Consider the following 12,563-nt stretch of genomic DNA (forward strand, 5'->3'; position numbering starts at 1 on the left):
GCGGGGGATGGTGGCCCATCTGAGGGAGGTGGACATCGATGCGCTGTGCAAGGTCTACGGATTCGAAGGCGAGCAGGTGGTTGCCATGAAAGCCCTTGCGGTACATGGCAACGCGTTGAGCTGGTGGTGTGAGTTCGGCGATGTCATTCCGGAAAACTTCGACTTCTATGTCGGATTGGAGGCCTCAGCTCGTAGTTTGAAGACTTACGAGCCCGAACTTGTCCCTGGACTGCTCCAAACACCTGCGTACGCCAGCGCGATGTTCGGCACCGCTCATCCGACCGACACCGCTGCGGAACATGCCAGGCGTGTCCAATTGCGTATGCGTAGGCAGACCAGGATCACGCGCAAGTATCAACCGGCTGAACTCGACGTGATCCTCCGCGAATCAGCCCTGCGATGCGTCGTAGGTGGACCGAAAGTGATGTCTGCACAGCTGAAGCATCTCGCGGACATGGGATGTCGTCCGAACGTCAACGTGCAAGTACTGCCCGATCGGGCCGGCTTCCCGCTAGGTGAGGCGGTGGGCTCGTTCGTGCTTCTCGACTTCGGTAACGACCGTAGCGGGCAGACCATAGAACCGCCGGTCGTCTATGTCGAAGGTTTCATCGGGGATTTGTATCTCGAAAAACCAGTAGCGGTGCAGCGGTACCATCAGGCCTACGAAGGTCTCCGGCGAAGCGTGATGGATCCGGTCGCAAGCCGATCCCTGCTCCGGCAGATAGCGAGGGAGTACGTCTGATGGTTGTCGATCTATCGAATGCGCAATGGTTCAAGAGCAGTCGTAGCGGAGGGTCGAAGAACTGCGTCGAAGTCGCGTTCTTACCGGATAATGCTGTGGGCGTGCGAGATTCGAAGGACTGCACCGGGCCGGCCCTGATCTTCGCCGCTGCTGAGTGGTCCGCGTTCACCGCCGCCGTAACAAGGGGCGACCTGGACCGGTGAGTACCGCGACGTCGAACTTACGATCCGAATCTGGCATCCATTACGGCGCGTAGAACAGGGCGATCTCGGCGAGTAGCCGTTCGGAACTGGTTCTCATCGCGTTCAGGGTCATGCCTGCGACGTGAGGGCTGAGTGTCGTATTTGGGTTCGAAGCCAGCCCCGAACTGAAAGACCGTCCCTCCGTGGCGAATACGTCGATAGCGGCGTGGCCGAGACCGCAGCTGGGGTCGCGCAATGCCGCGTCCAGGGCGTCCTCGGGCACCACCTGTTCCCGCGATGTGTTGACCAGTACCGACCCCGGCTTCATCCACCGCAGCTCCCGCGCGCCGATGAGCCCGATGGTCGCGGGGGTGGCCGGGACGTGAACCGAGATGATGTCGCAGCCGGTCAGCAGGGCGCGCAGGTTCTCGGCCCGGTATGCAGGCCATTGTGCCGCCTCTTCGGCAGTGAAGCGCGGCGACCCGTGGACCCACACCTCCGCCCCGAACGGCACGAGACGTTCCGCCACCGCCCGTGCGATCGCTCCACTGCCGACGAGTCCCACCCGCGAATCCGACAGACTCCGAACGGGCATACCGTCGACCGCTGCGCCCCAGTCGCCGGCACGAAGAGCTCTGTCCCGCTTGCTGATTCCGCGGAGAGCGTCGAGCATGAGCCCGATCGTCAACTCGGCAACGGCGTCGGCATTCGCGCCCGGGGTGGACAGGACCGTGACTCCCAAGTCGTGGGCAGCGTCGAGATCGAAACTGTCCAGACCAGAAGCGGCCTTGGCGACCAGTCGCAGTGGTTGTTCGTGCCGCTCGGTCGCCATCTGCTCGAAGACGTTGCGGCTCAGAGGAATACCCGCGCGACATTTCAGCGCGTCGTATCCGCCGCCACGATCGAAGGCGGCCAGAATCTCCTCTGAACTGGACCCTTCGAAATCGTCAGAGCCCCAGCGACATTCGATCTCTGAACGGACAGTTCGATTCACAACTCGACGTAGGTTGACCGTCGGTACGAGACCGAGCCGAGTCAAGTCTTCCAGCTCGTCCATTGCCAACTCGCTCGGCGCGGGGTCGATGACGAGGATGCGGGGGTGAGTAGGCGCCGGACAGTTCACGAGGCCACCATGCCAGGCCGGCGACCGGATCGGAGGGGTATTTGCGCGCGTTGGGCTGGTTGTCGCGATTGCCCCAACGGCTACCTGGCGACGACACCACTCCGTCTGCGATGATCGAGCGGCGGCTGCTCGACTGATGCGGGCCGCTTCGATGCTTCAGTTCGAAGACCAGGAGGGGGTCATGCGTTTCGTTCCCGAATCTGTGCTGGGTATGGCGCAGACGATAGAGCCGGCAGTCGAAGCGACGAAGGCGCATGCGACGAACATCGAGAATGTGGGGTTCGATCCGTCTCACGCGGGGCAGGACTATGGGGCCCAAGGGAAGAAGATCGCGGCAGGGGTCAATGGCATCGTCACGATGTTGCAATCGTGGTCGGAGGCATCCGAGGCAACCACGGGCGTGCTGCGCCGAGCGGTCGATATCACAGTGGGCACGGATCAGGAGAATCGCACTCGTATCGACGGTTCTGCTGACGGAGCAACTTCGGCATGACCTCCGCGCAGGAATACGAGAAACAATACCGACGTGACAACGACAAAGCGAGGTTGGACCTCGAGCGCTTCCTTAAAGAGGATGGGCGGAACGTCTTCGATCAGCCAATCTGGACCGATAAACCGCCGATCATCAACGGTGACATCAACGCTCTGCTCGACAACGGCGCATTCGGTCTCGAATGGTTTCGACTAGCGCTGGTCCGATATCACCGTGTCTGGGACATCATGAAGCTCGACGGCTTCGATCGGATTGATGTTCCTGCTCTTGCGCTCGAGCCTGGACTAGGCGCGGAGAAGATCGATGCCGCAGGGGATCCGGATGCTGAGATGAAGCGTTTGGAGGGCAAGTACTACGACCAGCAGCGCAGCATGAACCTGAATAGTCTCAGAGACCTGTCGACGGCGATAACAGGCGCTGCACTCGGAAACGACAGCCATCTGGGCGGTGGAGACCTGGCCTCTGACCTTTATGGCGTGGCGCAGGCCGTCCCGGAGGCATGGCAGGGGCGAGGAGGGGCCGCGGCGACAGATCATCTCGCCGGACTGCACGCCCACGCTGACCAACAGGCTCAGTACCTTCAGGCTGTCGCTTCGGCGCTGAATGGCCTTCCGGAAGTGCTCCGGCAAATCGTCGCGGACAAGGCAAATTTTGTTGCAGGGTTCGACTCGCCGCAGTGCCCTGTAGCCGGGCACGCGATGCGTCTCGGCGGAGCCGAGGATCTCGTCAGCGTAATGATCACTGTTGCCGCAGGTAAGGCCAGTACGCCTCTTTTTGGCGATTCCGATAAGAGAGAAGCGAAGAAACAGCTACATCTGGAGCGAGACGACCAAGCCAAGCAGGCGTGCAAGGACTGGCTGATCAATCATTTCGGTCCGGCAGTCCGCGAGGCATTCATAGCTTTCGTACACCAATGTGCGCTCGCTGACCACTACATTCGCCAAGCCTACAAGCCGGTGATGGACCTACTGGACAGTCAAGACACGACTCCGTTCCCGAAACCCCCCGGCCAGCAGGATCCGAATCAGCCATCGAATACCGGCCCAGGCCCGACTGCTACCGGGCCGGCAGCCCCAACCACACCGACGTCCGCGGCTCCGACCACGCCCACGACACCGTCCTCCTTCAACTCGGCGACCCCCGTCTCGACCAATCCTGCTGCCACTCAGTTCAATCCGGCCCAAATCTTATCGAGCTTGACGAGTCAGGTGGGCCAAACGGTTCAGCAAGGTATTACGCAAACCCTGCAGCAGGGCCTGTCCCAGATTCAGAACGTCGCGCAGCAGGGCCTCGGCGCGCTCGGGGGCAACCTTGCCGGCCTCGGTTCGCAGCAGCCGGGCGCAGCTGCTCAGCTGACAGATGTCAAGAGTCTTACCGGCGGCAAAGAGCTGGCCAATCTGAGTGCGTTCGGTGGAAACCTCACGGTCACTCAGGCGCCGAACGGCGCAATCACCGCGAAAGTCACTGGGCCCGACGGGAAACCACAGGAGTACTCGATGGGGCTCAAAGACGGTGTGCCGTTCTTGAAACCTGGACCGGCCGAGTCGACAGATCCGTCAGGCAGGGGACCGTCCGAGGGAAATGGCTCCACACCTGGTGGCGGACAGTCGGCGGGTCCGGGCCCGAGTGGTGCGTCCGCCGCTGGATCCTCGGCCCAGTCGTTGACGCCGGCGCCTGCGGGGGCCGATAAGCCGGGGTCGCTACCGAGCCATGGCGTCGAGCCTCGCGCGGACAACCCCAGCACAGGCGTGGACGCCGGGACGAACAGCCCGTCCGCGCCCGGTATGCCGATGAGCGGGATGCCCCACGCACCGGGTGGCGGAGGGAAGTCCACGCCCGAGTCCGAACGACCGCCGAGTGGGATCATCCCCCCAAAGCCGTTGTGGACCACAGTGCCCGGTGGGGACGGCCACATTCCCGACGGGCCCACGGGGTCGGACGTGCCGGGCCCTGAATTGGCGACTGTCGGCCCCTTGGACGGCGGTCCGCTGCAGGCACCCGGGCAGCCTGGTCCCGAGTTGGCGACCGCAGGTCCGCTGGACAGCACTTCCCCGGTGTCGGACGGCCCGAGTCGAATCTCAGGCCCCGCCGATTCGCCGCCGCGACCCTCCCCTACCGGGGTGAAGATCGAAATCGACACCGGTGATGCGAAATGACTGACTACGCGGCAGAAATGGATCGAATTCTCGCCGACTACAGGGCCGGATCACACGGTATCCGAGAGCAGTTCCTGGAGGCGGACGCGCGGACCACGAGGGGAGGTGCGGACCTGTTCGCTGAGTTGCGGGAACAGTTGCGAGAGAACGAGTCCCAGCATCCGGAGGCTTCCCGAGACGCGACGGGCCGCGAAGAATCGGCCGAACGTGAACAGTGGCAGCGCGAGGCTGCCGAACGCGCGAATATGGCGGCCGACCGCCGACGCCCCAAGACCAGCGGACGGGATGCAGTTGTCCTACCTTCGGACTGGACCGACGAGGACGAAGCCCGGGCTGAGGGCTACGGTCCGCCGAAGTCGTGGCTGACGTAGGCCGCTAGAGTGCAGACGACGGACCGGTCGGGGATGTATAGGAGGGGGCTTCGATGCGTGGTTTGAGTGTCCCGGCGGATGTCGATGGTTCGATGAGCATCTCCGATTTTCCGGGGCCTCGCTCACCGATCCTGCCCGAACCCAAGGAGGCCGATCTCGCCTGGGCGCGTGCGCATCCGGGCGAGTGGCGGTACTTCGTGGATCCGAGGGTCGACAAGGCATCGGCCACCGAGGTCAATGTCATCGGCGGTTGGTATGCGGACGAGAAGGGCGCAATCGAACCTTGGTTGAATCCAGCGTTCACGCCCTCCCCAGGATATGACTCATACGGCATCGCAAGCCACTTGGAGCTGGCGATTTGGCGAGTCGATTACGGATTCTGCGAGCTGGGCCACTTCATCGACGTTTTCAGCCGCAGCGATGTGATCATGGAGCTGCCCGACGACGATCCCGAAGGGCAGCGAGGTTGGCCGCTCGAGCCGTTCTACACCGGTGAGGAGATACTGCGCATCTATACCTCCGCCGGGCACCTGCCACCGACGACCAATCCATGGCTTCGGCGGACCGTTTCCGGCCGCGCGATCCTCGAAGAGGTATGTCCGCGCGAGCGCACCGTCGTGGTGATGAACGGTGGCAGCGCTCCGGGCCTCGAGTTACAGGGGTCGTGGCTGACGCGCTGGTGGCGGGAATGGCAGGACGCTGAGCGGGCTCGCCGCGCCGAAGGACCGAACTCGGATGGATAAGTGGGAGCGGGAACAGATCCGGGCCGCCAATGATGGTCTGCGATCGACCTTGGACTCCATTCAAAGCGATTTCGACCGTGAGATAGGCGAATTGGCGGAGCTCCAGCACAAGCTCGCGGCGCTGAAGGTACGTGCGACTACGCCGAGCGATCTTGCCCGGGTGACGATCAACGGTTCGGGGATGGTCACGGAGATAGAGATCGTCGACGATGCGTATCGGCGTAGCACTCCCCGGCAGTTGACAGAGGAGTTGAACGCGGCGATCCGTGCCGGCGTCGAGGCTGTGACACAAGCTCGGGCAAAGCTCCTCGAGCCGGTTCAATCGGTGATCGACGGTATGGCGGATCTCGACGAGGTCATGCCCGGCATGCCCAGTATGCGAGAACTTCGGCGACAGTTCTCGGAGTTTCCGCAGCCGGAGCAGTAGAGCCTGTTGCGCCGCTACAAGTTTCGTGGAACCCGACGCGGCACCGCTGCGTCCAAGTCGAGGACGGAGCAGCTGATGAGGGAGCGTGGGCGTGGTTGACTTCTTTGCCGACCCCGAGCGGTTGCGCGCGATCTCGCCCCAGTTCGAACAGTTGGGGGAGGAGGTCGAAACCGCCTTGGAGAAGCTGAGACAAGGTCTGGATGCCGAGGGGCGCTGCTGGGGCGGGGACCGTCCGGGCACGGAGTTCGAAAAGAACTATCCGCAGGAAGGCGATGGCAGTGTCAAACAGACGCTCGACGAGTTGGGCGCCCTCGCAGCCAAACTGAAGTCGACCGGCGACAAGATCACCGGTACGGCCGGCATCGTCCAAGACCAGGATCGCGCCAATGCGGACGGGATCGGGAAGGCATAACGGGGGTTGTCGTGACATTGTGGCGGCCGCCGCAAATTCCGTACCTGTCGGATTTCCTCTTCGGTCACTGGCCCGATGGTGACGAAGACGCCATGCGACGAGCGGCAACGCACTGGTCGGATATGGCGAATGCGCTGAAGGAGCTGCAGAAGCCGGCCGATCAGTCGATGGTCGACGCTCTCGATGCGATCGACGGTAAAGCCCACCAGGCGATGGCGAGCTACTGGGCGGATATCTCCGGTGGTGACGGCAGCGACCTGCAACGCCTCATCAATACGTGTGAGTCCTTCGCCGAGCAGCTCGAGCACGGTGCCACCGACATCGAACACACCAAGCTGACCATCTATATCTCGGCGATGGTCATGGTCGCGATGACCGCGTGGTCGTGGGTTCCCGGCGCCGGGCAGGTAGGCGAGGTGGCGGCCGCCGCTGCCGTCAAGGTGACGATTCGTGCGGCGGTGGAGAAGCTGCTGACCGAGATCACCACCAAGGGCGCGGCCTTCGTCGCCCGGCGGCTCGCAATGCGCGTGGGCGCCAAGGTAGCTACGCAGGCGGTGATCGGCGCCGGTATAGGTGCGGGCACCGATGCTGCGGCACAAGGCATTCAGCTGGCGGCGGGCCACCGCCAGGACGGGTTCGATCTGGCCGGCTTCTTCCGGGCAACGGGAGCCGGGGCCGTCGCCGGAGGTGTGGCCGGGCCGATGAGCGAAGGCATCGGCGGCAATCTCGCCGGGCGGCTCGCCGGCGGGGCCGAACCCGGGCTGGTCGCCGGATTGGTCGGCAAGAATGTGGCGGAGGTGCCGGCCAACGTCGTCGGCAACGCAGCGGCTCAGCTCGCGACCAACCCCGATCATTCGATCGACTCCAGCACTTTGCTGGAGGGCGCCGGGGGCGGCCTGGCCAGTAAGCCGGGGCCACACAACACGCCGCACGGTGATGCTACGACCGGTCCCCATGCCGATTCGCCGCCCGAGAAGCCTGCCGCGGGCGGTTCGGAGCATTCGGCGAGCGCCGATCCGCCTCCGCGGCCTTCACCTTCGGAGGTGGGGACTCCGTCCGCGGCCGACGGCACGCATCCATCCGGCACCCATCCGGATCCGGGGGCCATGCAGGCAGATGCCCCTCCCTCCGCGCACCAGGGAAACGGTACCGATCATGCGGCCACTGTCGCGGCCGGGCACGAGACATCCGTTGCGGCTCAACCCGACTCGAACGGCGCGAGCCAGGCCGGTGATGCCAAGCCTCCGACCGAAGCGCGGTCGAACGCCGGGCCGCAGACTCCCGAGCCGGGATCGACGAATCAGCCGGCACCCGCACAGGCGGCGACGCCGTCGCCCGATCGTTCCGCCCCACCATCGCAACCGCAGGCTCCGAACGCCGCGCCAGGGGATCGGCAGATGCCCGCAGCGCGCCCGGCGCCGGACGTAGCAGCGCGACCGGATGCACAAACTCCTGCTCCGGATCGCAATGCACCGCAGCGGGTTCCGGAATCTTCGCGCCCCCCGATCACCGATGCGCCGGTGCACCGGACAACCGAACCCCCGACCGCCGGCGCCACACCGCGCCCAGAGGCCACGCCCACTCGACCAGGCCATTCCGATGCGCCGCCTCGGCCGGATGCCGCCGTCCGACCGGTTCCCGACTCGTCGCATCGTCCGCCGGTTGGCACCGAGCGGCCGTCGGGCACGCCAGGGCGTCCGGACAATCCCCACACACCGCCTCGCTCAGCTCACCCGTCGGGCGCGCGGAATCCAAAAGACCTACAGCACACTGGGGATCCCGCTCATCGAAACGACGCGTCGGCGCCGCACGAGCCAGGCAGGCCCGCCGATTCTCGTTTTCCGGAGCCGGGCAGTGCACATCCGGATTCTCCGCGCGGCGATCGTGTGCCCGGAGATGCTCCGCGACAGGATGTCTCGAACGGAAACCGTCGGCTCGATCAGCCGGCCGGGCGACCGGAGGGCGTCGATACCCCGACGGGCGCCCGCGCCGATGGTGCGCAGCAAGCACAAGCGGTGCCGGTCGGTGTACCGACTCCCGCTCGCGACCGCGGGTCGGATCACCACACCGCCGCGCACGAGGAACCCGGTCGCCCGACGGATCATCGACACAGTTCCGATGGTGACAACGCCGGTCTGGAGCAGTCGCAGAGCGGCGGCGCTATCCGCCCGCGCAACCCCCTCGATGTCGCGGCACAGGACAAGTGGGCCGGCGAGGCCTACGACACCATCCGCTCTTCGCGCAGCGACGTGCACGACATGGTCGAGAATCTTGCACAGGTGCCGCGCGAGGATGGTTCGGTTGGCTTCACCGAACACGAAATCGGCCAGGTGAAGCAGCACCTGTTCGAAGAGGAACACAAGCTGAGTGTGTTCGACGACAACGGTAACGTCGTCGGCCACGAGAACCGTCGCTTCGATGCCGACCCTGATATCGCCGAGGCATGGATGCGTCTGTCTCGCGGCGAGCCGCTACCCGCCGACATCAAGCTGCTGGAACACGAACTGGCGGAATCGAATTACCTCCGTGAACACCCGGATGCCAGCTACCGCGAGGCGCACGCTCACGCCAACACCAAAGCCGACTGGGAAAGCGACATCCCCGAGCGCACCGGCGAGAACTACCAGAACTGGGGAGAAAAAGATGGCCCTGTACGTGATCTACCGGAAGACGGCGGAAACCGAGACCGAAGTGACCTACCGGTTCGGGAGCAGCGAGACGGAGCTGAACCGCGAGCTGGTGATCGAGAAGACCGGCCCGGCCGTCAAAGCGGCGGACGGAACGAACGACCCGCTGGTGATGAAAGTAGCCGGACGCATTCTGGCGCGGAAGGGCAGCGACCCGAACTGGCCGGGCGGGGGCGGGATTCAGGCCTGAGCGACCGGTCGACGGAGCCTGCGCCGCCTGGTCGAGTCAGTGATTCACCATCGGTTGCAGGACATCCGGAGGGTGAGCGGCAGAGGCATCCTCCGAGCGCGGAAGATGCGCGTGGACGTGGCGGCGCACACAACCCATGGGAGCCCGGTCGTGGTCCGCTCGATTTGACGGTCGGAGAAGAACAACTCGTCGCGAGATACGCCGAAAAGAAAGGTATGACCTTCGAGGAGGTCGTCCGTGGTATCCACGACGGCAGCCTGAAAATTGGTCAATACGAAGTCTATAAACGTCAGGCCGAACGGCCGGTACTGCAGACACCAGATGAACTCACCGCCGAGTATCTGACCGAGGCGATCGTCCACAAACTGCAGAACCCTCTTGCACTGCGCAGATACGCGAATCTCGAACCTGACGTTTTCCGCCCGGGCTGCCCCGACGACGAGCTGCCGAAGCACCTGACCAGGTCGATGCCTGATGGAGCACTCGACAGCGCCGTAGATCGGGTCGATGTCAGTCGCATGTTCGTAAGCACTCGGGATGACGGATTGCGCCCGATGTGGCGTGACCTGGCTGCAGGGGATGAGTACCTCGACGCGAAAAACGCGCTGTTTCGAATGGACTCGCGAGGGCCTGAGATATTCGGACCCGGCTTTTCGTCTCGCGACCCGAGCAACCTCAACATCGGCTCTCACGTCGGACACACCGGTGGCGGGCAGGCCGACGGGTTCGTATCACTGTCCGAAAGTCCCGAGCGAACTGTCGCGCGGGAACGGCACATTGCAGCTGACGACCTGGACCGGCTCGCAGATCTGGGACAACTGGAGCGGCTGCCGGACGGCACCTTCCGGCAGATGCGCTACATGCACGAGCTGTACCACCCGGGCGGCATCGATGTGGATGCCACATTCCATGACGCCACGGCGGTCAGCCCCCTGCATGCCGGCGGGCACACGGAAGCGGAAATCCTCGCGCCCGGGGGTATCTCCGGTGATGCCATCTTCCGTGTGTGGCCGCGCGAGATCATCGTTGATGCGAGCGGCGATCCGGTATCGGTCAAGGTTGGCGAACCCATCTACAACCCGCGGTTTGCGCACCTCGAGAATCCGCGCTTCGCGGCGAGCCATGAACTTTCTGGTCGCGAACGCCTTGCATCGCAACACAATCCGACCGAACCAGTGCGCGCACGCGACCGGCCGTCCGAGCCGTGGTTGTCGTCGCGTGCACCCGAATCCGATTCGCCGATACCGCCACACGAGCCTCGTCGCGACGCGCCGACACCTCGACAGGAGCCACATTCCGTCGGCCCGAATCCTGACCGAGCTCCCTTGTCCAACCGTCCGCCGGAGCACTTCCGCGCGCCACACACCGGCGAATCGGCAACGCGCGCACCGCTGCACGAGGGGCCGGGACCGCACCAACCCGTGCATGCGCCGAGGCAGCCCGACCCGCGCACTCCCGCTCCGCTACCGGATAATCGGGCACCGGAGTCGAACCCGCCCGACCACGACTACGGTCGTGGATCGAGTCCGACCCCACCATGGGTCAACAGCACGCCACCTCGTCCGGTAGAACATCCCCGGCCGGCACCGGGCCCTGTGCATCCTCATGCGGAAGCTCGCTCCCCCATGCAGCTGAGGCCGGATATGCATGGGTCCACCGACCATGCGCATCCGAATCCGACGCCGCCGCATCACCCGATGGATCGGCCTCCGACTCGCTCGGTTCCGAATCATGAGCCTCGACGATCTGCTCCTCGGTCGAACGAGGGCGCGTCGAATCACGCGCCGCCGCATGATCCGCGGCAAAGATCAGCGCCGGCGCCGCGGGAGAGTTCCACCAGTCCGCACGGTCCGCGAAGCGAAGGGGCGCACCCGCAGCAGCGGCCGCCGTCCCCGGAGGTACAGCGTGCCCAACAAGCGCGTCGCGAGCGTGAGTTCTACCGGAACCAACGGCCAGAGGGCGATCGGGTCACCCCGGTCCGTCCCGACCGCGACAGTCCACGCCCCGCCTTCGACGTCCGGCGCTATCCGAATGCCCCGGGTGGCCCGGTAACCGTCGTGAGACTGCGGGTCAATGTCACGCACGACGGTCACATCTCACCGCACGACGTTCAACGCCTTTGGGAGAACGCTCAATTCGCGACCGACCGAGCTTTCAACACTGGCTGGCGGTTGCTCTCCGGTGATCGGGTGCTTGTGGATCTGGTCCATACGGCCGACCCCAACGTGGCGAATATTCATATGCACGTGAGCGATTCGCCTGGCAGCTGGCATCCGGGAACCCCGCCCGAGGCGATCGCGCGGCAGCTGCACCAGCAACTCGGGCTTTCACCGGAATCACATCTCGGCCTCGGGCCGGGCAGTGTGCGCGAGATGAGCAACGCTATCGCTCATTCGAATACCGATTCGGCAGTGGAAAGCCCGGCGCAACACCGCAATTACGGTCGTTTTCGGCTCCAGGGTGTCGAGCATCCCGAGTATCAAGCTGCGGTGGAAGATGCCCTGCGTCACGGCGATCGCTTCGTTGCAGGCGCCGACCCGCGTACGAATGCCTATGGGAGGCTGATCAACGACGGCGGGATCGAAGTCCAAGGGCGGAGCAACAACTGTCTAGATTGCTCTTTGTCCGCACTGGCATCGTTCCAAGGGAGGCCGGAGGTGGCCGCGCCTCGATGGCCCGACAGCCGCCCGGACGGCACCCTCGATAACGAAAGCGGTGAAGTAGGCGGGCTCGAGCGTGCCGCCGAGTGGATCGGCGACGGTCTGCACCAACTGAATGATGGCCGGTCAGTGCCTGCACAATTTGCCGGCCTGCACGAGATTGTTCGAAACATGGGCCCGGGGTCGTCGGCGCTCGTGATCAACGAATGGCATGCCCGCGACCCGGCAACGGGCCAACTCCTCTACAACGCGGACGGCTCTCCTCGCCCGGGCGGTTCTCATGCCACGGTCATCGTTTATCCGCGCGACGCGAGCGGGCCGGTGTGGTGGGATCCGCAGTCGGGCGCGATGTCGGAGTACCCGCCTGGACATATGAC

General features: G+C 64.6%; 9 protein-coding genes and 1 pseudogene. 9 read left to right on the plus strand and 1 reads right to left on the minus strand.

The window, feature by feature from the left end:
• Both RJ03_RS05065 and RJ03_RS35785 read left to right on the plus strand, forming a co-directional pair.
• The coding region (locus tag RJ03_RS05065; RefSeq protein WP_036498375.1) for a DUF5753 domain-containing protein at nt 1–742 on the plus strand (742 nt) is incomplete at its 5' end.
• Entirely contained in the window at nt 742–945 is a 204-nt protein-coding gene (locus RJ03_RS35785) for a DUF397 domain-containing protein (protein WP_083870603.1), read from the plus strand. The genes RJ03_RS05065 and RJ03_RS35785, both read left to right, overlap by 1 nt.
• Before the next feature lie 40 nt (nt 946–985).
• Here the strand turns inward: RJ03_RS35785 and RJ03_RS05070 are convergent, their stop codons facing one another.
• Nucleotides 986–1,981 carry an NAD(P)-dependent oxidoreductase gene (locus RJ03_RS05070; RefSeq protein ID WP_083870604.1) on the minus strand — a complete coding sequence of 332 codons (996 nt, stop codon included), beginning with the start codon at nt 1,979–1,981 and terminating at the stop codon, nt 986–988.
• A 247-nt stretch (nt 1,982–2,228) separates the two neighbouring features.
• Here RJ03_RS05070 and RJ03_RS05075 point away from each other — a divergent pair, with 247 nt between their 5' ends.
• The 7 genes and pseudogenes from RJ03_RS05075 to RJ03_RS35790 all read left to right on the plus strand — a co-directional run.
• Nucleotides 2,229–2,540 carry a hypothetical protein gene (locus RJ03_RS05075; RefSeq protein WP_157121685.1) on the plus strand — a complete coding sequence of 104 codons (312 nt, stop codon included), beginning with the start codon at nt 2,229–2,231 and terminating at the stop codon, nt 2,538–2,540.
• Nucleotides 2,537–4,696 carry a hypothetical protein gene (locus RJ03_RS05080; protein WP_036498377.1) on the plus strand — a complete coding sequence of 720 codons (2,160 nt, stop codon included), beginning with the start codon at nt 2,537–2,539 and terminating at the stop codon, nt 4,694–4,696. Before RJ03_RS05075 ends, RJ03_RS05080 begins: the two co-directional genes overlap by 4 nt.
• Nucleotides 4,693–5,067 (plus strand): hypothetical protein, encoded by a 375-nt coding sequence (locus RJ03_RS05085; RefSeq protein WP_036498378.1) that lies wholly within the window; start codon nt 4,693–4,695, stop codon nt 5,065–5,067. The genes RJ03_RS05080 and RJ03_RS05085 overlap by 4 nt, the downstream gene beginning before the upstream one ends.
• Before the next feature lie 92 nt (nt 5,068–5,159).
• Entirely contained in the window at nt 5,160–5,810 is a 651-nt protein-coding gene (locus tag RJ03_RS05090; protein ID WP_157121689.1) for a hypothetical protein, read from the plus strand.
• Nucleotides 5,803–6,237: a YbaB/EbfC family nucleoid-associated protein gene (locus RJ03_RS05095; RefSeq protein WP_036498380.1), complete on the plus strand. Its 435-nt coding sequence runs from the start codon at nt 5,803–5,805 to the stop codon at nt 6,235–6,237. The genes RJ03_RS05090 and RJ03_RS05095 overlap by 8 nt, the downstream gene beginning before the upstream one ends.
• Before the next feature lie 91 nt (nt 6,238–6,328).
• Nucleotides 6,329–6,649 (plus strand): WXG100 family type VII secretion target, encoded by a 321-nt coding sequence (locus RJ03_RS05100; protein ID WP_036498381.1) that lies wholly within the window; start codon nt 6,329–6,331, stop codon nt 6,647–6,649.
• A gap of 11 nt (nt 6,650–6,660) precedes the next feature.
• Nucleotides 6,661–12,519 (plus strand): annotated as a pseudogene (locus tag RJ03_RS35790) (toxin glutamine deamidase domain-containing protein); the annotation flags it as partial.
• Between the last annotated feature and the right edge of the window lie 44 nt (nt 12,520–12,563).

The sequence above is a fragment of the Nocardia aobensis NBRC 100429 genome (assembly GCF_000308375.1).
In the GTDB taxonomy this organism is placed as follows: domain Bacteria; phylum Actinomycetota; class Actinomycetes; order Mycobacteriales; family Mycobacteriaceae; genus Nocardia; species Nocardia aobensis.

Bases quoted from the DNA above. Each gene is read 5' to 3' on its own strand.
- RJ03_RS05085 (WP_036498378.1), top strand. From the start codon at position 4,693: ATGACTGACTACGCGGCAGAAATGGATCGAATTCTCGCCGACTACAGG.
- RJ03_RS05090 (WP_157121689.1), top strand. From the start codon at position 5,160: ATGAGCATCTCCGATTTTCCGGGGCCTCGCTCACCGATCCTGCCCGAA.
- RJ03_RS05080 (WP_036498377.1), top strand. From the start codon at position 2,537: ATGACCTCCGCGCAGGAATACGAGAAACAATACCGACGTGACAACGAC.
- RJ03_RS05070 (WP_083870604.1), bottom strand. From the start codon at position 1,981: ATGGACGAGCTGGAAGACTTGACTCGGCTCGGTCTCGTACCGACGGTC.
- RJ03_RS05095 (WP_036498380.1), top strand. From the start codon at position 5,803: ATGGATAAGTGGGAGCGGGAACAGATCCGGGCCGCCAATGATGGTCTG.
- RJ03_RS05075 (WP_157121685.1), top strand. From the start codon at position 2,229: ATGCGTTTCGTTCCCGAATCTGTGCTGGGTATGGCGCAGACGATAGAG.
- RJ03_RS35785 (WP_083870603.1), top strand. From the start codon at position 742: ATGGTTGTCGATCTATCGAATGCGCAATGGTTCAAGAGCAGTCGTAGC.